This is a genomic window from Oceanobacillus sp. Castelsardo, from assembly GCF_001659985.1.
Classification (GTDB): Bacteria; Bacillota; Bacilli; order Bacillales; family Amphibacillaceae; genus Oceanobacillus.
Genome location: NZ_LYCS01000002.1, coordinates 97,849 through 124,310, shown reverse-complemented (window position 1 = coordinate 124,310; position 26,462 = coordinate 97,849). Strand labels below are relative to the sequence as shown.

22 protein-coding genes are annotated in these 26,462 nt (G+C 34.5%); 20 read left to right on the top strand and 2 right to left on the bottom strand.

The window, feature by feature from the left end; all coding sequences use genetic code 11:
- Positions 1 to 343: 343 nt before the first annotated feature.
- A complete protein-coding gene (locus tag A9178_RS04840; protein WP_068672917.1) occupies positions 344 to 979 on the top strand; it encodes a YdhK family protein in 636 nt (211 codons plus the stop codon).
- A 316-nt stretch (positions 980 to 1,295) separates the two neighbouring features.
- On the opposite strand, the gene A9178_RS04835 is transcribed toward A9178_RS04840, so the two are convergent.
- Positions 1,296 to 1,490 carry a DUF7695 domain-containing protein gene (locus A9178_RS04835; RefSeq protein WP_068672915.1) on the bottom strand — a complete coding sequence of 65 codons (195 nt, stop codon included), beginning with the start codon at positions 1,488 to 1,490 and terminating at the stop codon, positions 1,296 to 1,298.
- Between the two features lie 245 nt (positions 1,491 to 1,735).
- Positions 1,736 to 2,545 carry a hypothetical protein gene (locus tag A9178_RS04830; RefSeq protein ID WP_068672910.1) on the bottom strand — a complete coding sequence of 270 codons (810 nt, stop codon included), beginning with the start codon at positions 2,543 to 2,545 and terminating at the stop codon, positions 1,736 to 1,738.
- A 294-nt stretch (positions 2,546 to 2,839) separates the two neighbouring features.
- On the opposite strand from A9178_RS04830, the gene A9178_RS04825 reads away from it, so the two are divergent.
- The 19 genes from A9178_RS04825 to A9178_RS04735 all read left to right on the top strand — a co-directional run bounded on the left by A9178_RS04825 (position 2,840) and on the right by A9178_RS04735 (position 26,452).
- On the top strand, positions 2,840 to 4,207 hold the full coding sequence (locus tag A9178_RS04825) for a TniQ family protein (protein ID WP_068672908.1): 1,368 nt from the start codon (positions 2,840 to 2,842) through the stop codon (positions 4,205 to 4,207).
- On the top strand, positions 4,191 to 6,857 hold the full coding sequence (locus A9178_RS04820) for a Mu transposase C-terminal domain-containing protein (protein ID WP_068672906.1): 2,667 nt from the start codon (positions 4,191 to 4,193) through the stop codon (positions 6,855 to 6,857). Before A9178_RS04825 ends, A9178_RS04820 begins: the two co-directional genes overlap by 17 nt.
- Positions 6,858 to 7,868, top strand: coding sequence for a DDE-type integrase/transposase/recombinase (locus tag A9178_RS04815; protein ID WP_068672905.1), 1,011 nt, complete (start codon positions 6,858 to 6,860; stop codon positions 7,866 to 7,868). It begins immediately after the preceding gene.
- 157 nt (positions 7,869 to 8,025) lie between these two features.
- Complete coding sequence (locus A9178_RS04810) at positions 8,026 to 9,177, top strand: TniB family NTP-binding protein (RefSeq protein ID WP_068672904.1); 1,152 nt, start codon at positions 8,026 to 8,028, stop codon at positions 9,175 to 9,177.
- 106 nt (positions 9,178 to 9,283) lie between these two features.
- A complete protein-coding gene (locus A9178_RS04805) occupies positions 9,284 to 10,786 on the top strand; it encodes a TniQ family protein (RefSeq protein WP_068672903.1) in 1,503 nt (500 codons plus the stop codon).
- Positions 10,787 to 11,338: 552 nt separating this feature from the next.
- Entirely contained in the window at positions 11,339 to 11,659 is a 321-nt protein-coding gene (locus A9178_RS04800; protein WP_068672901.1) for an ArsR/SmtB family transcription factor, read from the top strand.
- Between the two features lie 13 nt (positions 11,660 to 11,672).
- Complete coding sequence (locus A9178_RS04795) at positions 11,673 to 14,336, top strand: heavy metal translocating P-type ATPase (RefSeq protein WP_082918093.1); 2,664 nt, start codon at positions 11,673 to 11,675, stop codon at positions 14,334 to 14,336.
- A 615-nt stretch (positions 14,337 to 14,951) separates the two neighbouring features.
- Entirely contained in the window at positions 14,952 to 16,106 is a 1,155-nt protein-coding gene (locus A9178_RS04790) for a betaine/proline/choline family ABC transporter ATP-binding protein (RefSeq protein ID WP_068672900.1), read from the top strand.
- A gap of 15 nt (positions 16,107 to 16,121) precedes the next feature.
- A complete protein-coding gene (locus tag A9178_RS04785) occupies positions 16,122 to 16,766 on the top strand; it encodes an ABC transporter permease (RefSeq protein ID WP_068672899.1) in 645 nt (214 codons plus the stop codon).
- Positions 16,767 to 16,781: 15 nt separating this feature from the next.
- Positions 16,782 to 17,717, top strand: coding sequence for an osmoprotectant ABC transporter substrate-binding protein (locus A9178_RS04780; protein ID WP_304439144.1), 936 nt, complete (start codon positions 16,782 to 16,784; stop codon positions 17,715 to 17,717).
- A gap of 1 nt (position 17,718) precedes the next feature.
- Positions 17,719 to 18,387: an ABC transporter permease gene (locus A9178_RS04775; protein WP_068672898.1), complete on the top strand. Its 669-nt coding sequence runs from the start codon at positions 17,719 to 17,721 to the stop codon at positions 18,385 to 18,387.
- A 63-nt stretch (positions 18,388 to 18,450) separates the two neighbouring features.
- The gene (locus A9178_RS04770; RefSeq protein ID WP_068673592.1) at positions 18,451 to 20,115 is read left to right on the top strand and encodes a CocE/NonD family hydrolase; all 1,665 of its coding nucleotides are present in this window, start codon (positions 18,451 to 18,453) and stop codon (positions 20,113 to 20,115) included.
- 190 nt (positions 20,116 to 20,305) lie between these two features.
- A complete protein-coding gene (locus tag A9178_RS04765) occupies positions 20,306 to 20,854 on the top strand; it encodes a GbsR/MarR family transcriptional regulator (protein ID WP_068672897.1) in 549 nt (182 codons plus the stop codon).
- Between the two features lie 3 nt (positions 20,855 to 20,857).
- A complete protein-coding gene (locus A9178_RS04760; protein WP_068672896.1) occupies positions 20,858 to 21,751 on the top strand; it encodes a beta-keto acid cleavage family enzyme in 894 nt (297 codons plus the stop codon).
- Position 21,752: 1 nt separating this feature from the next.
- Entirely contained in the window at positions 21,753 to 22,718 is a 966-nt protein-coding gene (locus A9178_RS04755) for a 3-hydroxyacyl-CoA dehydrogenase NAD-binding domain-containing protein (protein WP_068672895.1), read from the top strand.
- Positions 22,719 to 22,983: 265 nt separating this feature from the next.
- Positions 22,984 to 23,460, top strand: coding sequence for a thioesterase family protein (locus tag A9178_RS04750; RefSeq protein ID WP_082918092.1), 477 nt, complete (start codon positions 22,984 to 22,986; stop codon positions 23,458 to 23,460).
- 413 nt (positions 23,461 to 23,873) lie between these two features.
- Positions 23,874 to 24,617 (top strand): metal ABC transporter ATP-binding protein, encoded by a 744-nt coding sequence (locus tag A9178_RS04745; protein WP_068672894.1) that lies wholly within the window; start codon positions 23,874 to 23,876, stop codon positions 24,615 to 24,617.
- Positions 24,617 to 25,471 (top strand): metal ABC transporter permease, encoded by an 855-nt coding sequence (locus tag A9178_RS04740; RefSeq protein ID WP_068672893.1) that lies wholly within the window; start codon positions 24,617 to 24,619, stop codon positions 25,469 to 25,471. Before A9178_RS04745 ends, A9178_RS04740 begins: the two co-directional genes overlap by 1 nt.
- Before the next feature lie 33 nt (positions 25,472 to 25,504).
- Positions 25,505 to 26,452 (top strand): metal ABC transporter substrate-binding protein, encoded by a 948-nt coding sequence (locus A9178_RS04735; RefSeq protein ID WP_068672892.1) that lies wholly within the window; start codon positions 25,505 to 25,507, stop codon positions 26,450 to 26,452.
- The last annotated feature ends 10 nt before the right edge of the window (positions 26,453 to 26,462 follow it).

Genomic DNA, 26,462 nt, shown 5'->3' with positions numbered 1-26,462 from the left:
AATCACTACGAGTGAGAAAACAACCTTTAATACATTTTCCTCCTTCCCTTACGATTCAATCTCTCGCAATTATCATACCGAACAAATATCGAGAAATAATGCATAATTGGAGTAAAAACTAATCACTATTTAATTTAGATGTTGAGTATAAAATGGATTATTCTACTGAAATGTCATTGATATTCAATGACTGTATTTTTCATAACCTTTTGTATCCACTTGGAAAAGGGATGAAGATTTATTTTAGAAATCGTAATTCATATTTTGCGAAGTCTGCATATAACCTGCAAATTTACTGGTTAGAATATAGGCAAGCTTTATTTTATTAGGAGGGATTATTTAAATGCAAAGTAGAAAAATCATAATAGGGATAATTACTATATTCACAGTACTTATCTTATCTGCATGTGCAGGTGCAGATGAAAAGAGGAATACAGAAACCGAATCTAATAAGGAAGAAAATGTGGAATCCAATAATGATGAAATGGATATGGAAGAATCTGATACCAATGAAGATATGGAAGGCATGGATCATTCTGGTATGAACCATTCTAGCACTGGCGAAGTTCCCGAAGGCTTACAAGAAGCGGATAACCCTACTTATCAGGTTGGTAGCCAAGCAATAATTGAATCTGATCATATGTCGGGTATGAATGGTGCTGAGGCGACAATTGTTGGCGCATATGACACTATGGTATATACTGTTTCCTACACACCAACAACTGGTGGAGAACCAATAGAAAATCATAAATGGGTTATCCATGAAGAGATTGAAGAAGCAGGAGACGAACCTTTTGAACCGGGAACTGAAGTAACCCTTAATGCAGATCACATGGAGGGTATGGACCGTGCAACTGCAGTGATCGATTCAGCGAAAGAAACAACCGTATATATGGTTGATTTTGTAGCTACCGATTCTGGAGAAGAGGTGAAAAACCACAAATGGGTAACGGAAAGTGAATTGTCACCAGTAGAATAATTTTTGAAATTAGGGACTTATCCGTAAATCGGGTAAGTTCTTTTTGTAGTAGTTGAATTATAACAGAGATTTATTATTATTATTATTATTATTCACATATCTAAGAAATGATTCAGTTGTATAAGGTTTCGTGGCCTATACCTTTATGCTTAATTATTGTTCTATCGTTCTCAACATTCTTTTGAGTACCCCCATTAATACGGCAACGGCATCTTTCGAAATTCACCAACCGATTACCTAGATTAGAACAGCAATAACAGCAATAATTATACTTGCTAGTGGGACCAGTCTTAGTTCGTCAAGTATATATACGGAATCATTCATATTCTACTAATTCATCATAAAAATTTTCAGAAGGATTACTAGGAAAAATTCTTTTGGCATACTCTAGTCCACCATCAATCGCTACCGTTTTGCATGAACATTGTTGAAAATCATATATTTGTCTTGATTCAATAATATCTCCGCAGCATTTACAACGAATTCTATTTCTTTTTATCTTTTTATTCATTTTACTGTCTCCTTCTATATAATGTTTTAGAATTCTATATGATTATAATTTATGTAGTTATTAAATGACAATAGATTGACTGAAAAATAGTGAAGCAGAATCAATGTAACTGGATTTCAATGCGCTATGTTTTAGAACAGCAAAGAAGTCATTAAGGGTAGGTAATTAATCGTTTTTATCATAAAAATAGGCTGCCCATAGAGCCGTTAAGTTCTGTTTAGACAGCCAATATAGTTTAATTTAAATTAGAGGGGTAAATTATCATCGAATTCTTCTTCGAGTGGAAAATGTAGTTCAATATCATCTTTATTTTCTTTATGAATTTCATTTCCATTGATTTTAAACATCCAACTAAATTCATTTATATTTCTTTCCTCATTTCTTAAATCATCTAATAGTAGTACCAATATATTTTTGACCTTTCTTACGTTTTGGTCATTACTATTCTTGTTTAATAGTTTAAATATACCATTGAAATGCTTGATTACCTTATTAATTATTTCTTTGAATTCCTCTGTGCTATTTGCAAAATATATCAGGAATGGTAAGTCAAATATAAGGTCATTCTCAATTAATTCATTTTCTTTGTTACTACTTATATTTGCTATATTTGCCAATCTTAACCAATGATTTTTATATAGAATGATTCTATTAAAAATTTGCTCATAATTTTGCACTGATTTAATAAAGTTAATTTCTACTATATCTCTTTTATAATTAACTAATCCATCGTGAATTACATTTAAACAATCCTTATATTTAATATTAAAATGTGGAATCGAGAATAGGACTTCATCTTCAGTCTGATTATGGTTTTGGTATATTATCAACTCAAATTGTTGGAGTACATAACCTTGATAAAAATATTTAAAAATCCATCGGTGAAAATTAATAAGATCCTCTGTCCATGCAATATAGCTATTTGATTCGTTTTCGAAGTATTGATAGTTAAACGGTCCGTCAATTGGACAATCGTACCAAGTTACATCTACACGATTATAATTATAATTATTTTTTTCCTCTTCCATAGTAAAAACAGCTCTAAATGATAGCATTTAATAAACCTCCTAAGATTATTTTAAGTATTATACTCTAATAGAACAGCTATTCGAATAGCTAACTATAATTTTTTATTTAATTTTTTAATTTAAAAATAAGGTCTAAATGTACTCTGAATTGTATATTTAGACCTTATTTTTAGGTGTGAATATACCTTACTTTAATCCAAATAAGGCCCTAAACAGACCGTTTATGCCCGTAAAACGACCTGATATGGAAAAGGTGAATAGTTAAATGTTCTATATGGCAATAATAACTATTAATCTATTAAATTTATGGGGTGTAATAGAATGATAGAAATAAATTTAGATTCTAGAAGTGATTTATACAGTATTGAACCAATTGGTTTGCAAACTGAGTTAGTTGAAAGCCTGAGCAGTTATTTAATTAGGGTAGCATATGAACACAACCTCTCTGTTGGTCATTTATTCAATAAGATGATTTTTCCTGAAATGAATAAGAGTTATTTAGAACGGGCTTCAGCTTATGGAGGGAACCGCTTTTATGAAAAGGCAAAAACTGTAAATGGATACATGGAAATTGCTGTTGAACTTGCATGGACAGTTGAAAAGTTAACATCCAGAGATGACCTAATTAATTTAACCTTGTACAACCTAAAAGAATTCATTCCATTGAGAAATTTATTGAAGGATACACTCACTTGGTGTCCTGACTGTATTAGAACTTGGGAGAAGGATGGAGAGGTTATATATTATCCGCTGATATGGCATTTAAAACCTGTAGAGATTTGCAAAAAACATAGTCGTTTTTTAGTTGATAGATGTCCTATATGTAAAAAGAAAGTTGATATCATACGCAGGCAAATGGTTCCCGGTTATTGTCCAAATTGTACCTCTATATTAGCCCAAGAAAGTGAAAGCAAAAGGATCAATCTAGAAAAATTCAGGTGGGAACTTTATGTTTATGAAAATGTGAAGGATATTTTATCAATAAATCATAACAAGATAGATTTTCAAAGTTTTAAGCATACATTTATAAACAAATTGAAAGTAATAAATGAAGAACGTTTTTCAAATAATGTTGCGGGTTTTTCAAGACACCTAAGTATCCCACAAAGCACTCTCCGATATTGGCTATATGGTCAAAACTTTCCTTCTTTAGATAACATACTAAAAATATGTTTTAAATTAAATAAAGAAATTTTAGATTTCCTCTTAGAATCTCAAAAACTAGATGTTAATATATTTCAAATTAATGACAAGCGGGTCATTAATAATAAAACAAAACAAACTCGAAAACCACTTAATTATGATGTGATTGAGAAAAAACTGATTGAACATTTAAGTACAGATACTCCAATATCGATGAATTCAGTTGCAAAAGTAATTGGTCGGGATAAGAGAGTATTGTACAGAAATTTTCCGGATCTTTGTAAACAAATATCGAGGAGATATTACGACTATATAAAAGAAAAGTCAGAGCTAAGAATTAAAACGTTAAAAGAACAAATTAATCTAGCCTTTAATGAGTTGAAAAATGAAGGATTATATCCTAGTCGTAGAAAAATTGAAGACAAGATTAATAAAAATGGGGTTTTAAAAGAAAAGGTTTTACAAGATTATTGGAAATTTTTATTAGTGCAAAGTGGTTATGAGTATAAGAATAGGAGGACATATTTAAATGATGAGTTCAAGTGAGTTTGAAGAATGGGCAGCAAGAATGGACTTAAAGGAAGAGGCAAAGAAGGAAATTCAACGGATAAGACAGTCCCCTCCAGCAAGACGGGTTGGGGGAGGTAGAAATAACGTTAGCGGAAGGTATAGTAGTAAAAAGATGGGGGTTACCATTCAATTTGAGAGCCATAAGGTTGAATTACCAGCTATCTATATGATGGAATTTAATGATGATGTATTGGAGTATTATGATCAACCACCCAAAATAAAAATGAATTATTTTCAAAGTAAGAAAGACAAAAATAGAAAAATGGCTTATTGGTATACAGCAGATTTTTTTGTAATCGAAAAGAAAAGAGCTTATTGGGTAGAGTGCAAGACAGAAGAACATCTTATTAAGAAGTCTCAGGAAAAACCAGATAGATATTTTAGAGATAATGGAAGATGGGAATTCGCACTCGGAAAAAATTATGCAATACAGTTTGGTTTGGATTTCCTTGTACGTTCGTCATCTGAGATTAATTGGATACTTCAACGTAACCTTGAATTTCTGGAAGATTATATTACCAATGGGCATATACCCGAAGATCAAATTATTGCAAAGATTAAGGAGGCAATAATATCAGCGCCCGGTATAACCATACTAGAGCTTATTCAAAATGCAGAGGAACGATTTACCCCTGATGATATATATGACCTAATAGCAAATAACATCATCTATATTGATATGTACAACGATTTAATAACCGAACCAGAGAGTGTAAAGGTATATCTAAATAAAGAACAACGTAAGGGTTTTTCGATAATTGAAAAATCAAGTAGAAAAAGAATTTCACCTAAGATGATTGAAATAAAAAACGGGAACAGTATTTTATGGGGAGATAGTGCTTGGACTATTTTAAATTACGATAATGGCAATAAAAAAGTGTTTTTATATTCAAAAAGTACAAAAGAACATGCTGAATTACCAATCAACTTGTTTGAATCATATATATCAGAAGGTTATATAAAGGCTGTGGAAAGTAATAACAATAAAGAAAGTAATAAATTAAACAAGATGATTGCCGAAGCTAGTGAAAAGGACTTAGAAGAGGCAAATAAGAAATATGAAATTGTTACAAAGTATCTAAACGGAGAAAATGTTGATTTAAATGTTACTAGAAGAAGTCTCAGAAATTGGGTAAAAAAATACAATGATGCAGAAGAATTGTATGGAAATGGTTTTGTCGGACTTCTTCCCAGAACAAAAAAAAAAGGAAATAAAAATTCGAAATTGCCACCGGAAACAGAAAAAATAATGAATGATGTAATTGATCAAAGTTATAAAAACATTAAGTCTAAAACAGCGAAACAAGTTTATCGTGAATTGTTAGTTAAATGTGAGGAATTTAATATTGATCCACCATCATACCAAACATTGTGTACTGCGATTAATAATCTTTCTAAATATGAAGTAGCAGAATCTAGAAAAGGAAGAAGAGCAGCATATAAGTTTGAGGAATTTTATACTGAATTAGAATTTACTACTCCGAAGCATGGGGAGCGTATTTTCGAACTGGCGCATATTGATCATACTGAGCTAGATATTGAACTAAAACTTACTAGTCATAAGACCATGAGACCGTGGCTTACCGTGATGATTGATGCCTTTTCTAGAAGGGTCCTTGCCTTTTATCTAACATTTGAACCACCTTCATACCGGAGTTGCATGATGATTATTAGAGAATGTGTAAAGAATTATAACCGACTACCTAACTTCCTTGTTTTGGATGGGGGAAAAGAATTTCATAGTGTATATTTTGAGTCTTTACTGGCCTTTTACGGTGTTCACAAGAAACAGAGACCTGCTGCAAAATCAAGATATGGAAATGATGTGGAAAGATTATTCGGCATAGCTAATAAATTGTTTATTCATAACCTTGCTGGAAACACACAATTAACAAAAAATGTAAGACAAGTTACTAAATCAGTAAATCCGAAAAACCATGCAATTTGGACACTAGAAACTTTAAATGAAGCCCTTGAGAACTGGTTTAATATAGTTTATGACAATAAAATAAATCCATCGCTTCATCAAAGTCCAAAAGAATCATATGAAGAATCAATTAATGTTTCTGGAAGTCGTCCGAATACCTATATTTCTTATGATGATACTTTTATTTTAATGACATTACCATCTCCAAAAGGGAAAACTAGAAAAGTACATCCGGGTAAAGGTATTAAATTATCATATTCATATTATTGGTGTGACCAATTCAGAAATCCAAAAATTGAAAATTCCCAAGTTGAAGTAAAATATGATCCGTTCAATATTGGAATTGCATATGCATATGTAGGAGATCAATGGGTAGAATGCCAATCTGAAGGTTACAAATATTTATATGGTAAAAGTGAAAAACAAATGAAAATTATTACAGAAGAAATCAGGCAAAAGAATAAATTATATTCACAAAACAATACAGTGACAGCAAAAATGATTGCGCAATATATTATAGACTCTGAATTAAAAGAAGAAGAATTAATAAATGAAAATTTATCTTCAACTAAACCTGAATTAAAGGTCTTTGAAAGCAATGATAGATCAAATGATGAAAATGTAGAAGAATGTAATTCTAATGAAACAGATGATATTTATGATGACGATGATCTTGAGATATTTGGGGAGTTGATATAGGTGACAAAGGAAAAAAGATTATTTGAAAAATACCCTTCATCAGAATCTAAGAATGAACGAGAAGATATTTTAAATGAAATTACAAATGAGCAAAAGTATGGACTTGGAAAGGAAGGAATAAGAACCTTATATAAATATGAGGGATTTTATAAAGAACTAGAATTTACTAATTCGAAATATGCTGAAGGTATTTTCGAAACAGTATATATTGACCATGCCAAATTAGATATAGAAATAGAAATTGATGGTAAGCATTCTAAGCGACTTTGGTTAACACTAATGATTGATGATTATTCAAGAAGGGTTCTTGCCTTTTATCTAACCTTTGAAGAACCCTCTTACAATAGTTGTATGATGGTTATAAGGAAGTGCGTAAAAAAATATAACCGGCTTCCAAAAAAATTGGTAGTAGATAGTGGAATGGAATTTAATAGTGTTGATTTTGAAACTTTGCTTACAACTTATGGAATCCATACGAAACAAAGACCACTTCTAAAAGCAGGATTTAATAATGTGGTAGAAAGATTATTTGGTTTAACAAATAAATTATTTATCCAAATCCTTATGGGAAACACAAGAAATGTACAGCAGGTTAATAATTCTGTGGACTCCAAAAACTACGTTGTATGGACACTTGAGACCTTAAATAAACGACTTGAAAATTGGATTTATAATGTATATGACAATTATATAAACCTATCACTTCAACAAAGTCCCAAAGAAATATTCCTTAATTCTTTTGAAGTATCCGGACGTCCGAATATCTATATTCCTTATGACGAAAAATTTATTTTGATGACACTACCTTCCCCAAAAGGTAAAACCAGAAAAGTTCAACCAAGACGGGGGATTAAATTAAACTATTTATATTATTGGTGCGAACAATTTAACGATCCAATGATTGAGTATACTAAGGTTGAGGTTAAATTTGATCCATTAAATACTGGAATATTATATGCGTATGTTAATAATCAATGGATTCGATGCCAACTCAGTGTTATAAGTATTTAAATGGTAAGACAGAGAATGGATAAAATTATAAGCTGTAAGGCCTGACTTAAAGATAATTAATAATGAAGAAATCTGATTAAATAAAGTGAAACTATGGGCGATTCAATTGTTCAGAGAGCGTATATGATAATTGTGGGGTTGCGAGGAGTTGGTTTAGGTGACAAAAAAACAAAGATTATTTGAAGAAGAGCTTTTAACAAAATCTAAGAAAGAGCGCGAAAAATTTTTTAATGATTTTACTGTTAGCCATACAAAAATGAAACAAGTTTCAGATGAATTAAAAAATGAAATTTATAAAGGCTCTCAAAACATCATTATGGTCGTTGGCCCATCAGGAGTTGGGAAATCCAGACTCTTTTCTGCAACAATGTTATCTGTTCTTAAAGATATGGAAGAAGAAACTGAGAAAGATAGAAGCATTATCCCTATCTCTGGTATAGAGCTTCCAAATCCAGATTTAGGGAAGTTCAATTGGAAAGATTTCTATTATAGAGTACTTTCATCATTAAGGGATCCATTAATTGATTATAAGATTGATGTTACTGATATTGTCAAGAAAAATAGGAAAAATAAGAAAAGTAACAGTAACAACCCCCTTAATGCAAATACTGCGCCAGAGCTACGTAGATCGATAGAGAGTGCATTTTTTAACAGGAAAACAAAAGCACTTCTAATTGATGAAGCTCAGCACTTTTTTAAAATTAATTCAGAAAAAAGGGGTAACAGTGAACAGAACCAGAGGCAATTTAATTCTATTAAATCATTAGCAAACATGAGTACCACAAAAATTGTTTTATTTGGAACTTATGATTTAAATGCTGTTTTCAATTTAGATGGTCAGTTATCTAGAAGGGTTAAGGAAATTCACTTTCCGAGGTATGATTATACCAATGCTGAAGATAGAAAGTACTTCCAAGCTTTATTATTGACTTTTCAGAAATTGTTACCTGTAGAGAAGGAACCTGATTTAAAGAAGTATTCGGAATATATATATGAAAATTCCATTGGGTGTGCGGGGATTTTAAAGAATTGGTTGCAAAGGTGTCTTTCAGACGCTCTAGAAAGAGAGGAGAAAACTATCACCTATCAAAATTTGAAAAGAAATGTTTTACAAACGAAAAAGCTTTTAACACTAGCAAACGAGGCAATTACAGGAGAATCCTATTTCAGTGATAGTACAAAGGACAAAAAAGAGCTTCAAACTTTGCTGGGAATTAAAAATGAGAAAGATAATGAAAAACCAAAAAGAAAAAATAATCCTAAGCCGGGTATTAGAAAACCAGAAAGGGATACTGTAGGGTTGGCCTAAGCTTAGGGGCTATATTAAAGAAAAATTGAGTGGGTATTTCCTGCTCAATTTTTTATTTCTTAAATTTACTTGTTAACGCATTATCATACATCAGGAGGAATCAGTAATGAATTTATATTTAAGCAGTTTAACAGATGAACAAAGAATAGTAGATAATTTTTTATCCACCAGAACAGAGTTATATAATATTGAACCGATTGGAATTGGTACACCTTATGTAGAAAGTATATCAAGTTATATTTCTAGAATCGCGGAAAATCATAATTTAGCTGTATCAGCATTGCTGAGTAAAGTAATTGCACCTATGCTAAATATAGATTATTTAAAAGATCAACTTAGCCAAGGAATAATCAAGGATACTTCACATTTTATTAATGAGAATAGTCCCGTTACTTTAGAATATTGTAATGCATTGGAATTACTAACTAGTAGGGATGATCTACGTAGTTTGACTATGTTAAATTGGCAGGGGATTTTTTCAAAAAAACTCTTCAGTAGATATAGAAAATGGTGTCCAATATGCTTAAATAAAATGAAATCTAACTCTAAGATTATATATGAACCGCTAATTTGGTATATTTCTGAAATAAAAAAATGCGAAGTACATGAAGTAGTACTACACGACAAGTGTTCAAATTGTAAAAGAAATTTACCGTTTTTGCATAAGGATCTAATGGTTGGATATTGTCAATATTGTGGATCGTGGTTAGGAGATAAATTGGTATTTAATAAAAAAAATTTAACCGAGGAAGATACATTTATTTACCAAAATTATAAGGTATTGCTTGCAAATTCATCAAAGCAATCAATTTACCCAACAAGAGTTTTTATTTCAAACTTTTTAAATAGATTAATGAAGAAATTAGATATTAAAAGTGTAGCAAAGTTGGCAAATATTTTAGAGTTAAATCCGGCAACGGTAAATTCATGGGTAAAAGGAAGAAGACAACCTTCAAGTGAAAGTCTTTTAAAAATTGCTCGTAAAATTGGGTTAACTATTTATGAGATGATTTACGACAATAATAAAAAGCTAGTGCTTGAAATAAAAGATAGCCCTTCACAACAGAAATCTATCCCAATAAGTGAGATTGAAAATTGTCTAAGGAAAGAGGTCAATTCAAAAGAGCCAAAAAGTCTAAATAAAATATCCAAAGAATATGGCTTTTATGTACCCACCGCTAAAGGGAATTTTCCTATACTATGTGGAGAGATAACAGAAAACTATAATTCTTATAAAGCACAAAAAATAAGAAAAAGAAGAATCGAGATTGAAGAAAAATTAATAGATTGTCTAAGTAAAGAAACTCCTATAAGTTTGAATCAGTTTTCAAAAGATAATGGCATAACTTTAAAAACTGCAAAAACAGTTGCCCCTAATTTATGTAAAAAGGTGGTTAAACGATATGAAGAGTATATTCATGAATTGAAAAGGAAGAGAGTTCAAATTATAAAAAGAGAAATTAAAGAAATTGTAAATACATTACATCAAAAAGGAATTTATCCAAGTTCAAATAAGGTACAAGAGAATCTTGAAAATAAACATTTATTTAGAAAAGAATGGGTAAAACAGGCTTGGAAGGAGGCTTTGGAAAGTTTAGGATATAACTGAATATTTAATTTTACAATTGTTAATCTAAAATTGAGTGTAAAAGGGTTCTGAAATAAAATAAACCATATAGTTTCCTAAAATAGAAATGTAAAGCATATAATTTCCTAAAATAAAATTGTAAAGCATAAAGCTTCCTAAAAGTAGAAAAAAGAGGTTATTACTCGCTTGTAATTAAATGGTAGTAGTCTTTTGGTTTAATAAGTCTTATAAAAAGAGCTGAGATACCTTGTGGCTCTAGGGTTGGAAACTATATGCTTTATTGTTAGGAAATTATATGCTTTACGTCACAGTTTGTGATTTGAACCATAATCTTGCCACTCTGGCAATGTTATACTTTAAAAAACTCTTGGCAAATATATACTTCAATAACGTGAAAAGTGTAAGGCATAAATTTCTACTTGAGAAATTTATGCCTTTTATTTTTAAATATATAATAAATAAGGATTGTTCAAATGATTTTAACAAATATAAATTTGACACACATATTAGTGATTGCTAATATGATGATAACAAAACATATTAGTGATGTCTAATATATGAGGTGACTAATACATGAAAAAAGTTGATATTGATACAAAGATGAAGTTCTTGCATGGTTTTTCAAATAAAACGAGGATTCAAATACTCGAAAGTATTAAAGAAGATGAAAAAACAGTATCCCAAATTGTTGACGATCTAAACGGCAATCAATCAAACATATCGCAACATCTGGCGTGTTTAAAAGGTTGTGGGCTTATTGTAGGAAGACAAGATGGCAAATATGTATATTACCGTGTACGCAATCAACTGGTACGTGATTTATTAACCATGTTTGATGTAGTGCTTGAGGATATTGAAAATAATATTGCTTGTTGTGAAAATCATTTAGATTAATGGGGTGTAAAGAATGGGAGATAAATGCTGCGGTCCTAATGAAGAATTGAAAACTATTGAAGATAATAAAGGTTGTTGCAACAGTAATGGCGAAAAGGCTATAACAAAAGAAGGAAACAGTTGTTGCAGCAGTCAAAATTCATTTCAAGGAATAGCAATTACTGAAACAAATTCATCTTGTTGTAGTAACCAACCTAAGAATGTAAATGGTAATACTACTGACGAATGTTGTAGCCATGAGCCGAAGGAAGATTTAGAGATAAAGTCTTGTAACAGTAGCAAAAAAGATGATAACAGCTTAAAAACATCAAGTTGTTGTAGCAGCGAATTTAAGGAAATACCTAACATTAACACAACACCAGTTAAGGGTGAAAAGGTCGAATATCGAATACGCGGGATGGATTGCCCTTCTTGTGCTTTAACGTTAGAAAAAGGGTTAAATAACTTAGTTGACATTCAAGAGGCAAAGGTAAATTACAATACTGCGAAATTGCAGATCATCGGAAGCAACGCATTGTCTCTTGATAGTATAGAGAGTGAAGTCCAAAAACTGGGTTACGTTGCTGAACCACTAGTACAAAATAGAAATGTAAAAATTTACGATGTGGTAGGAATGGACTGCAGTAGTTGTGCTAAAAGCATTGAAAATCACTTAAATAAAATCCCAAAAGTGAACGGTGTTAGTGTTAATTTTTCAACTGGAAAAATGAAAATAGAACATGAAAATAGTGTAGACGATATTGTTTCGGAAGTATCTAAACTTGGTTATAGTGCTTCACCAATAACCACTAGCAATAAAGCTACAGATACTTCGAAAAGCAAAGAAGGATATGGTTTAATTACCTTCACTGGTATTTTAATCACAGTTGGTTTTATTGGTTCTTATAATGGTGTATCTTCATTAATTACCACTATTCTATATGCTATTGCTATCGTTATTAGTGGCTATAAACCTGTGAAAAGTGCCTACTATGCTATAAAAAGTCGTTCGTTAGACATGAACGTTCTAATGTCGGCAGCAGCAATTGGAGCTGCATTGATTGGAGAATGGTTTGAAGGTGCAATCGTAGTATGGTTATTTGCTCTGGGGAATGCCTTGCAAAATAGATCCATTGAAAAAACTAGAAAATCTATCCGTAATCTAATGGATTTAGCACCATCCGAAGCATGGATTAAAGTTGGTTCAGAATTAGTTAAAAAACCAGTAGAAGAAGTATCAGTTGGCCAGATTGTTGTTATTAAACCTGGTGATCGAATTCCATTAGACGGTGAAGTTATCCGAGGCGAAACTAGTGTTAATCAAGCACCTATCACTGGGGAGTCCATTCCAGTCGATAAATTAGTCGGAGATACTGTATATGCAGGAACAATTAATGAAAGTGGTTCTATTGAGATTAAAGTCACCAAGTTAGTCGAAGATACGACAATAGCCAAAATAATTCATTTAGTTGAGGAAGCACAAGAGCAAAAGGCACCAACTCAAGCATTTATCGATAAGTTTGCCAGTGTCTATACACCAAGCGTCTTTGTTTTAGCATTATTTGTAATTGTTTTGCCTCCACTTTTAGGGTTTGGTACGTGGGGAGAATGGGTTTATATAGGTCTTGCATTATTAGTAGTTGCCTGTCCTTGTGCATTGGTTATATCTACTCCTGTTGCAATTGTTTCTGCTATCGGAAACGCTGCAAAAAATGGCGTCTTAATAAAGGGCGGAACCTTTCTTGAGAAAGCAGGTGCTATTAATGCAATAGCGTTTGATAAAACAGGTACATTAACAGAAGGGAAACCAAAAGTTTCTGGTGTTGAGACGTTAACTACTTCAGAAAAGGAATTAATATCACTAGCATTAACATTAGAAAATTACTCCACACACCCAATAGCAAAAACGATTGTTGAATATGCGAAAGATAAGGGAATTCAGGCAAAAAACGGAGAGTTATTTAAAAATATAGTCGGTAAGGGTGTTCAAGCAACAGTCAATGGAGAAGTTCATTATGCTGGTAATCTAAAACTGTTTGAAGATCTGAAAATATCTTTAGTTGATGTAAGGTCTAAGGTAGAAGAGATACAAAGTCAGGGGAAAACAGTAGTGATTATCGGTACTCAACAGCAAATCATGGGGATTATCTCTGTTTCCGATACTATTCGCTCTACTACAGTAAAAGCATTAAATGTACTGAAACAAGTTGGTGTAAATCATCTTGTCATGTTAACTGGTGATAATAAAGGTACGGCCAAAATGATATCAAGTGAAACGAATCTCAATCGTTATTTTGCAGAACTATTGCCAGAAGACAAAGTAGATGCGATTAAACAATTACAAAGTGAAGGTCACAAGGTAGCTATGGTTGGCGATGGAATAAATGATGCACCTGCACTTGCAACTGCAGATTTAGGGGTTGCAATGGGTGGTGTAGGAACGGATACGGCAATGGAGACTGCCGACATTGTTTTAATGGCGGATAATCTGGAAAAATTACCACATACCATTAAACTAAGTAGAAAAGCATTAGCGATTATCAAGCAAAATATATGGTTTTCCTTAATTGTAAAATTTATAGCATTAGTCCTAATATTTCCGGGGTGGCTAACACTTTGGATGGCTGTTCTTAGCGATACAGGTGCTGCTATTATCGTCATTTTAAATGCCCTACGACTTTTAAAAGTGAAGGGGTAAATTTTAGGGGTGAGCTGTTCGGTTATGGATTGAATAGCTTACCTAATTTAATGCAATCAAGCCTATAGTTTAGGGTGTGAAGAAATGTACGATACAAATGTGATAGAGGCTGGGCAAGCAGATCTTTCAATAGGTTATTATAAACGATCGTCTTGTTCTTCAAAAAAAGATTTTTTTATCTGGCCCTTATTTTTTCTTTATATTCTCGAAAAAATGTGAATTTCCTCTAATACTCTGAACACGCCCCTTTTTTAATTTGAGGCTATAGTTATACACGGTCTACGATGTTCGTTCGCATGCATTCGAGTTAACGTTATACTTCCTTCACCATCAATTATTCTCGCGATGTAAGTCGCTATTATTCACCTTTCAGAAAATATTTTCTACTTCACCCTAGTTTAATCTAAAAATACAGAATAAATAAAATGTTCAAATATGGTTGAAATAACTAGAAATATGTAGGATTTCTATGATATACACTTTATAAAGTTTGTACAATAAAAATTATATGGATTTATCATACTGTATGGATTTATATGCTTGTTTTCTTTATTCTGTTATTCCTCTATACTTACAAGAGTGATCAAACGGAGTACATTTGGAGGTGCTTGGGAATTGTTAGAATTTCATAATGTAACAAAGCGATATGATAACGGAAAGTCTGCTGTGAATAATTTGAATTTAAAAATAGAGAAAGGTGAATTTATTTGTTTTATAGGTCCAAGTGGATGTGGTAAAACAACAACGATGAAAATGGTCAACCGCTTAATTGATATAACGGATGGGGCTATTTTAGTGGATGGTAAAGATATTAAGGATCAAGATCCAGTAGCATTACGCAGATCTATTGGATATGTGATTCAGCAAATCGGATTGATGCCGCATATGACCATTGAAGAAAATATTGTGTTAGTCGGTACATTGTTAAAATGGACCAAAGAGAAAAAAGAAGAAAGAGCACGAGAACTATTAAAACTTGTTGATTTACCAGAAGAATATCTTGATAAATATCCACATGAATTGAGTGGGGGACAACAACAGCGTATTGGTGTATTACGTGCACTTGCTGCAAATCCACCATTGATATTAATGGATGAGCCATTCGGTGCACTTGACCCGATTACAAGAGACTCTCTCCAAGAAGAGTTTAAAAAATTACAAAGGGAATTAAATAAAACGATTGTTTTCGTTACACACGATATGGATGAGGCAATCAAGCTTGCTGACCGTATTGTAATCATGAGAGATGGGGAAATCGTTCAGGTTGATACACCGGATGAAATTCTCAGAAATCCAGCAAATGAATTCGTGGAGGAATTCCTGGGTAAGGAAAGGTTGATTCAAGGACGACCTGATGTCACAACGGTTGGACAGATTATGAATAGCGCCCCGGTTACAGTACAAACTGGTACAACGTTAAAATCAGCTATTTCTACGATGCGAGATAAACGGGTTGATTCCCTTCTTATCACGGATTCAGACAATGTTTTAAAAGGATATCTTGATATAGAAGCTATTAATCTTAATTATAAAAAAGCTAATAAGGTAGAGGAAGTAATGGAGACAGAAATTTATTCTGTTTTTCAAGATAGTTTGTTACGTGATACCGTTCACAAGATTCTGAGACGTGGAGCACAATATGTTCCTGTTGTGGACGAAGATCGTCGTCTAGTAGGAATTGTTACACGTGCGACGCTTGCAACACTTGTTTATGACACGATTTGGGGCGACGGAACGGAATTGGAAGAAATCATCGCTATAGCTGAATAGGAGGTAGATATCATCATGATGAATTTTTTCACAGTACATGGTAATGAATTAATAATTAAAACATGGGAACATTTGTATATTTCTGTTGCGGCGATCTTACTTGGTGTAGTCGTTGCTATCCCCCTCGGAATTCTTCTTTCAAGGGTGCCAAACTTCGCCGATAAATTTATCTCTTTTATTGGTATTCTGCAAACTATTCCAAGTCTTGCAATCCTTGCATTTTTTATTCCATTTTTAGGTGTTGGAAAAGTTCCTGCTATTTTGGCTCTGTTTTTCTATTCCCTATTACCGATCCTACGTAACACTTACATTGGTGTTCGTGAAGTGGATAAAAGTGTGATAGAAGCGGGTAAGGGTATGGGAATGAGTCATTTACAATCGATTATAAAAGTTGAATTACCAATGGCAATACCGGTCATTATGGCAGGTGTTCGCTTGTCAACCGTATATTTGATTGGTTGGGCGACATTGGCAGCATTTATCGGAGGAGGCGGTCTTGGTGATTTTATATTTGATGGATTGAACTTATATCAGCCTTCATTGATTATTGCTGGGACAGTACCAGCGACCGTTCTAGCCTTGATTGCCGATCGTTTCCTAGCCTTTTTAGAAAAACGATTGACACCGGAAGGGCTACAGAATTCTTATGAAGCCGTATAATGTTGGAGGTGAAAAATAGTGCTGAAAAAGATGTTATATAAGGGAAGTTTTATATTTATTATAGTAGTGATGCTTGCTGGTTGTTCCTTACCAGGTCTTGCAAGTACATCAAAGGATACGTTAAAAATAGGGTCTCTTGGTACCTCGGAATCACAAATTTTAGCTGAAATGTTATCTATCTTAATTGAACGGGAAACAGATGCTAGTACTGATCTTGTTACACATCTTGGTTCATCTATTGTACAACACCAAGGTATGTTAAGGGGAGACCTTGATATAACGAGTACACGTTATACGGGAACAGATCTGTCAGGAGCATTGGGAATGGACCCGATTACAGATCCTGAAAAAGCATTGAATACCGTATCACGTGAATTTAAAGATCGTTTTAATCAAACATGGGCAAATCCTTATGGTTTTGAGAACAGTTATTCAGTTGCTGTTACAACAGATTTTGCTGAAGAAAATAACATCGAAACAATCTCAGATTTAGAAGCCTATGCAGGTGAGTTGCGATTCGGGGTCGATAATGCCTGGATTAACCGTAAAGGGGATGGATATGAAGGATTTCAAGAAACCTATTTTTCATTTGGTGAAGTTTTTCCAATGAATATTGGTTTAGTATATGAGGCAGCCGCTAATAGTCATATGGATGTTGTATTGGCTTATTCATCGGATGGAAGAATTAAAGAGTTTGATTTGAAAGTTTTAGAGGATGATAAACGCTTCTTCCCTCCATATGATGCTTCACCAGTTATTGCTGGGGAGGTTTTAGAAAAATATCCAGAAATATTGAATATTACGGAACGCCTTCATGAACAAATTTCAACGGAAACGATGCAGGAATTAAATTACAATGCGGATGTAAAATTAATGAGTCCAAGGAAAGTTGCGATGGAGTTTCTAGAAACCCATAACTTCTTTGAGGATACAGGGAAGGGAGAGAAGTAATATGGAAACGTTGGAACAGTTAATACACTATGTTACCCAAAACGGTGGATATATTTGGGTTCAATTTTACAGACATTTTCTAATGGCAGCGTATGGGGTATTATTTGCCGCGATTATTTCTATTCCCTTAGGTATCCTAATAGCTAAATATGGGAAATTGAGTAGTTGGGTCTTGGCACTTGGAAGTATCATTCAGACGATACCCGCCTTGGGTGCTATGGCTGTCATTATGATTGTGCTAGGTCTCGGTACAAATACAGTAATTGTAACATTAATGCTTTATTCCATCCTACCGATTGTACAAAATACTTATGTTGGAATGAAGGATGTTGATAAAACAGTGATTGAAGCGGGCTATGCCTCTGGAATGACGAAGTTCCAACTCTTACGAATGGTGGAGCTCCCACTTGCTATTAGTGTGATTATGGCCGGTTTGCGTACAGCATTAGTTATAGGAATTGGGATTGCCGCAATTGGTGCCTTTGTTGGAGCTGGAGGATTAGGTGCCGTTATCTTAACGGGAACGAATGCGACTGATGGAACAGCAATTATTCTGGCTGGTGCTATACCTACAGCGCTGATGGCCATTATTGCTGATTTAATTATGGGATGGATTGAAAGAAAACTCCAACCTATTAAGTCTTCTGAATCTAGTTCCAATGCAGCATGATAGATTATAGAGTAATAGCTAGCGAAAGTATAGATAGAGGTGATTACTGTGGGGAAAAATGGGATGAAACAAGAAAAAAATGTTCCTTGCACATTATCAGATGGTACCATCCTTCGCTCCGATGTCTATCGTCCAGATGATGGGGAACGGTATCCGGTGCTGATGCTGCGCTTACCTTATGACAAAGAAACGCCACGTTATTATGATGAGTATTTGGAAGTACCTCGGATGGTTCAGGCTGGATATGTCGTCATTCTTCAAGATGTCCGTGGAAGGTTTGCATCAGAAGGTGAATTTTATCCCTTTATCTATGAAGGACGGGATGGATATGAGGCAGTAGAATGGGCAGCAAAACTACCCTATTCGAACGGTAAAGTTGGACTATTTGGGATGTCCTATCACGGATATACCCAATTAGCTGCAGCGGTAGAAAATCCTCCTTCTTTAAAGGCGATTGCACCGGTCATGACAGGGGCAGACTTAATGGGAAACTTTTTAGGAAAGGAAGGGATGCCCCAGGCTACCGCTAACCTCGAAACATGGGTTTTGGGATCCATGCTGGAGGATGAACTTAAACGTAAGGGAAATTTTGACGAGGAAAAATTCAACTATTATTTAGAGAATATGGCAGAATGGTTATCTTATGCCCCAAGTAATGAATGGAGGCCAATCAAAGACCTTGATCCAGATTCCTATTACTTTGATTTTATAAAGGGTAAATTATCGCCAGAACTTACAGAAAGTACAAACTTAACCAAAAAGCTAAAAAATATAGATATCCCGGCATTATTTATCGGTGGATGGTTTGATGCATTATTGACTTCTACATTGGAAACCTATCAGACTTATAAAGGACCACGTATGTTATGGGTTGGTCCATGGACACATGAAGAAATGACAGGTCGATGTGGAGACAAGTTTTTTAACAATGGTGCTGAAAATATCGGAGTCGACAACATAAAGGATCCAACAGAAATTCATATTATGTGGTTTGATCACTGGCTAAAAGATAAGCCAATGCCTATGAAAAAGCCTGTTTATTTATATTTGATGGGGAAAGCGTGTTGGGAAGCATTTGATGAGTGGCCAATGAAACAGGGAGTGAAGCCAAGGGAAGTATTCCTGCAAAGTAATGGTCTGTCACAAACCCGTCATGGAGATGGAAAGTTAAGCTTACAACCTTTACCAACAGAGACGAGAAGTTCCTTGAAACTAGACCCGAACAATCCAGTACCAACCCGTGGAGGAGGGGTATTGATTGCGGGACATGAATCGGGAACGTTTGATGTCAGTGATATACAGGATCGTGATGATGTTCTCGTATATACTAGTACAGAACTGGATAAGGATCTATCACTACTAGGATCTATTAAAGCAAACATTTGGGTATCAGCTCCAACGAATCTATTTGATATTTCTCTAAGACTATCAGACGTTGATGAATCAGGTCGTGCGTATAACATTGTCGATACGTTTCACAGAGAAAGCGTCGAGAATGTGAATCAGCCATTTTATCTGGAAATCGAAATAGGGTCTACATCTTATACCTTGAAAAAAGGGCATCGACTGCGCCTAGATATAGCAGCAAGTAATGCACCACTTTATGATATTAATTTAAATAATGGAACGACAACGAAAACACATAAAGAAGGAAAAGCCGCGGTTGAATACATTTATCAGGGTGGAGAAAAGGCATCGAAACTAATACTGCCACTTGTCAATGAGTGAAAGTTGAAACCAATAACCTTTTAAATTTAATTATTCCTCTTAGTATTTTTTAAAGGTTATGATTGATTTTATCTCGCATTAACAGCCAGTAAAAGCCCGATTCGTTCAACTAACAATCAGTAGGGGATGAAGAAAACCCCCACTAAATGAAGTTTTACTTTATGTGTAGCATGCTGGAGGGGGAAGTAAAATGAAGATTCACGATGAACGGATAGAAGATGTCAGAACCCAATTTATTGAAAAAATAACGGATAATATGAATGCATTTGGTGTTTCAACAAGTGTTGGACGTGTTCTTGGAATTATTTATATGAACCGGGAGCCGATGACCCTTGATGAGTTATCAGAAGAGACTGGGATGAGCAAAACCCGGATGAGCCAGGTTGTCCGGGAAATGATAGATTTAGATATTGCGGAACGTGTATTTAAAAAAGGGATTCGGAAAGATTTATTTCAAGTAGAAGAAGATTATTACCAAACATTCATTTCGCTTTTTACCTCTACTTGGCATAAGGCTATTAAACGCAGCCGTTCCTTTGAACAAAGGCTTTTGAAAAAATTGGATGAATTACAAGATGTATCTGGATTTACTCAGAAGGATGAAGAGGCTATTAATGAACTCCTTCGTGAAATGAGGGATTGGATGGACTATTATGACTGGATACGTCGAGTAACTGAATTCTTTGAGAGTGGCGAAATATTTGAACATGTACCGAAGAAAAAGAATGGGAGGAATTAAGCAATGAATAAAAAAGTAATTTTATCGTGTGCATTAACAGGAGCAGGTGACACGACAGCGAAAAGTCCACATGTACCTGTAACACCAAAGGAAATTGCAGATTCAGCGATTAAAGCAGCAAAGGCAGGGGCTACAATTGCACATATCCATGTTCGTGACCCAAAAACAGGCAAGCTAAGCCATGATGTTAATTTATTCCAAGAGGTTGTCGAACGTATTCGTGAATCAGAGACCGACGTGATTATAAACCTTACTTCTGGTGGGGGTGGAGACTGGATACCGAGTGAAGATGCCCCAACTAAAGGAGGGGAAGGAACCGATATTCAAACTCCAGAAGAACGCCATGAACCAATCGGAAAACTCTTACCAGAAATGTGTACCCTTGACTGTGGTAGCCTGAACTTTGGCAATATGTTATACGTTAGCCCAACCGACTGGTTAAGAAAACAGGCGAAACTTGTGAAAGATATTGGGGTGAAACCAGAATTAGAATGTTTTGATACAGGTCACGTTCGTTTCGCCAACCAATTAGTGGAGGAAGGTTTCATTGAAGGAGATCCACTATTTCAATTTTGTCTTGGTATCCCATGGGGAGCTGCAGCGGATGCAGAAACGTTGTCTTACATGAAAAGTCGGATTCCGGAAAACGCAAAATGGGCAGCTTTTGGAATTGGCAGAATGCAAATGCCAATAGCGATGGAATCCCTGCTTCAAGGTGGAAATATCCGTGTAGGTCTAGAAGATAACCTTTATTTAGAGAAAGGAAAACTCGCAACGAACGAGCAGCTTGTGGATAAAGCTGTCGGTATGGTACAAGCTTTAGGTTCCGATATTATGACCCCGGCCGAAGCACGTAAGCATCTAAATTTATTGAACCCATATGGAAAGGAAGACTAGGATGACAAAAGAAATTACAATCAAAAACATCACAGTTGTTGGAACAGGTGTCATCGGGAATGGGTGGATCACTCGCTTTTTAGCAAATGGCTACACCGTCACTGCATTTGATCCGGATCCCAAGACAGAAGAAAAGACCCGTAAAGCTGTGGAACGTGCATGGCCTTGGATGGAAAAAATAGGATTAGGTGAAGGTGCCTCGAAAGATAATCTTTTTTTTGAAGCCGATTTAGAAAAGGCATTAAAGGAAGCGGACTTTGTTCAGGAAAATGTTCCAGAGCGAGAGGAATTAAAACGAAAGGTCATCGCTGATATTGATCAATATGCTAAGGAAGAAACCATCATCGCTTCCAGCACATCCGGAATATTACCAAGTAGCTTACAAGCCGATTGTGAGAATCATCCGGAACGTGTGATGGTTGCTCATCCATTTAATCCGGTATATTTAATGCCGCTTGTGGAACTTGTTGGCGGGAATAAAACTGATAGTGTTTATATCGAAAAAGCAAAGATGTTTTATGACAACTTGAAGATGAAACCACTTGTTGTTCGTCAGGAAATTGAAGGTCATATTGCGGACCGCTTAATGGAAGCAATTTGGCGTGAAGCACTTCATATTGTTAATGATGGTGTAGCAAGTACAGAAGAAGTGGATGCATCCATTATTTATGGACCAGGGCTTAGATGGGCATTAATGGGTCCATTCCTAACTCTACATATGGGCGGAGGTAAAGAAGGAATGCGTCACTTATTGGAACAATTTGGACCTGCATTGAAATTACCATGGACCAAATTAGAAGCACCAGAATTAACGGAAGAATTAGCTGAAAAAGTAATTACTGGTTGTGAAGCACAAACGGAAGGCGTGAAAATGGAAAAACTAGAAGATCGCCGTGATCAGTTTTTAATAGAATTACAACAGTTATTGGAAAAATACTGGCCAGGGGAAAATCTGTCCGGTAACTAGAAGGGAAGATAAAACGTGAGCAAACCCAAATTGATGATTCAGGATAAAGTACCAGAAGCTTGGATTGACTACAATGGACATATGAATGATGCAGAATATGTACGTGCATTTAGTTGGGCTGTCGACTTGTGAAGCACAAACGGAAGGCGTGAAAATGGAAAAACTAGAAGATCGCCGTGATCAGTTTTTAATAGAATTACAACAGTTATTGGAAAAATACTGGCCAGGGGAAAATCTGTCCGGTAACTAGAAGGGAAGATAAAACGTGAGCAAACCCAAATTGATGATTCAGGATAAAGTACCAGAAGCTTGGATTGACTACAATGGACATATGAATGATGCAGAATATGTACGTGCATTTAGTTGGGCTGTCGACGCTTTTATGAATTCCATTGGTATAACAGAAGATTATCGAAATAAGAAGCAGTATACGATTTATACGATGGAAACGCATGTTTGTTATTTAGATGAAATGAAACTTGACGAACGATTTGAGGTCCATATGTACGTGATCGATTATGATGCCAAGCGCGCTCATCTGTTTTTTGAATTGTACGGAGAAAATGGCAAGCGAGCTGCAACAAGTGAACAAATGTTAATGGGGATTGATCAGTCAACAGGAAAAGCATCACCATTCGCGGAAGAAATTTATTCGCACGTAAAGGAACTGGCGGCGAAGCATACACCGATTGAAAAACCAAAAGAAGTCGGACGTGTAATAGGTGTTAGAAAAAAGAAATAGAAGTGTAAAAAAATGGTTTCCCATTATGAAAAACGGGGAACCATTTTTTATTAGGCAACCGACATGGTGGCCATATTCATAAGAATTTACTTAGTTAAATTTGTAGATACTAACATTAAATTTACTGTAAATCACCAACCATTTAAGATGTATAATATCATATTTCCAACATAATGTTTCCTTAGGGAAAATATTTGTTGACAACAAAACACTTTGTCATTTACACTAATTATTGAACCAGTATAAACTAAATGAAAAAAGTAAATTTTATATGAACCATTACAGTTTTTTTGAATAGAGTGTAATTAAAAGTTGCCCTTGGTAAAAATTTGTTTATCGTGTAAAAAGTAAGTGGAAAGAATAAATATTATCATGAGTAATAGTACCGAAAAAAGAAGAGGAAGGTGAATAAAATGGGAAAAGCGCTAACGGTAGATCATTTACATGTTTCATATTATGGCAAGGAGGTCATAAAAGATGTTTCCTTTTCCATTAATACAGGAAAATTGGTTGGAATAATCGGTCCAAATGGAGCGGGAAAATCAACTATTATGAAAGCTACACTTGGTCTAATACCAAAAGATAAAGGGAATGTGAGGATATTAGAGAAGCCCTTAAAGGCTGTACGAAAAAAAATCGCTTATGTTCCTCAACGTAATAATTTGGATTGGGATTTTCCTATAAATGTTATAGATACGGTACTATTAGGAACATACCCACATCTTGGTCTTATGCGTAGACCGAATGCAAAGCAAAAAGAGTGGGCGTTTCAATGTTTGAAAGAAGTCGGCATGGAAGACTTTAGTAAACAACAAATCGGTGAACTATCAGGAGGACAACAGCAACGAGTATTTCTTGCTAGAGCACTTGCTCAAAAGGCTGAACTGTTTTTCTTGGATGAACCCTTTGTTGGGATTGACGTATCTAGTGAGACAACTATTATTAAGATCTTAAAGAATCTTTGTGACAAAGGAAAAACAGTATTAGTTGTCCATCATGATTTAACTAAAGTAGAAGATTACTTCGATGAGCTAATTCTGTTAAATAAAGAATTAGTGGAGTACGGCCCTGTTCAACAAGTATTTAAAGCCGAAACGATTTCTCAGGCATATCAAGCGAACCTATCTATCCTGAAAAAGGTCGGGGTGAGTATGTAATGGAATTTATACAAGATCTAATGAATTACGGATTTTTACAAAAAGCTTTATTTACTTCCATTATGGTTGGAATACTGTGTGGTGTTATTGGTTGCTTTATCATTCTTAGAGGTATGGCTTTGATGGGAGATGCTATTTCACATGCTGTTTTACCGGGCGTTGCTATATCTTTTATGCTAGGTATTAACTATTTTTATGGTGCAGTAGTTATGGGGTTATTAACTGCTATCGGTATTGGTTATATCAGTCAAAATAGTCGCGTTAAAAGTGATTCCTCAATTGGTATTGTTTTTTCAGCTTTTTTCGCATTAGGGGTACTACTAATTACAAAAGCTTCTACAGCAATAGATTTAACACAAATATTGTTTGGTAATGTTTTGTCCGTTCGAACATCGGATATGTGGTTAACATTAATCATTGGTGCGATTGTTTTACTTATTGTTATTTTATTTTATAAAGAATTTCTTATTACAACCTTTGATCCGACGATGGCTCAAGCGTATGGGTTACCAGTTCGTTTTATTCATTATGTAATTATGATTTTATTAACCTTAGTCACCGTAGCTTCCTTACAAACGGTAGGAGTTATATTAGTAGTTGCCATGCTAATTACGCCAGCATCTACCGCTTACTTATTAACAAATCGATTATCAACGATGATTTTCCTGTCAGCTTTTTTCGGGGCCTTATCAGCTGTGATCGGTCTGTACTTTAGTTCGGAATATAATTTATCGTCGGGTGCAGTCATTGTTCTTGCTACAACATCTATTTTTATTTTAGCCTTTATTTTCTCGCCGAAACAAGGAATATTATGGCGGATGATACGAGAAAAGAAAAATAAAGCTTCCATTTAAATAATCTAAAAAAAAGAGAAGAGGTAAGAAAAGATGAAAAAGTTAGTTCAATTAGTATTAAGTTTAACCGTTATATCGTTACTATTAGCTGCCTGTGGCGGAGATGAGGAGAACGACGCTAATGTTAACAATGAGGATGCTTTAAAAGTGGTAACTAGTTTTACATTGTTAGAAGATATTGTACATCAAATTGGTGGGGAGCATGTAGAAATTCATAATCTCGTCCCTATTGGTACAGACCCACATGAATATGAGCCACTTCCAGAAGATATTAAAAAGGCTACCGATGCAGATATATTATTTTATAATGGGCTGAATCTTGAAGGTGGAGAGCACGGCTGGTTTTTCAAAATGATGGATACCGTTGGGCAAAAAGATGAAAATATTTTTGAATTAACGAAAGGTGTAGAACCCGAGTATTTAATTGGTAAAGGAGAAGAGGAGCATGAAATTAATCCCCATGCTTTCCTAGATCCAAATGTTGGAATGATTATAGCAGAAAACACCCGTGACGCATTAATGAAAGTAGATCCCGAGAATAAAGCGGAATATGAAAAAAATGCTGATGCTTATATGGCTGAATTAAAAGAAATTGATGAAGAATATAAAAATAAAATTGCTGAAATACCGGAAGAAAATCGAATTCTCGTAACGAGTGAACGTGCATTTCAATATATGGCAGATAGATACGGGTTAGAAGAAGGTTATATTTGGGAAATTGATACGGAGGAAAACGGATCTCCAGAGCAAATCAAGTCACTAGTCAGTTTCTTAAAAGAGCATAACGTTCCTGCGTTATTCTTAGAAACGAATGTAGATTCTAGACCAATGGAAACAGTTTCTAAAGAAAGTGGTGTGGATATCTATAAAGATAAAATCTTTTCAGATGAAATAGGGAAGAAAGGGGAAGCGGGAGACACTTATATTAAGTTTTTAGAATATAACATTGATAAAATTTATAATGGCCTAAATGGAGAGTAGTAGAATTCAT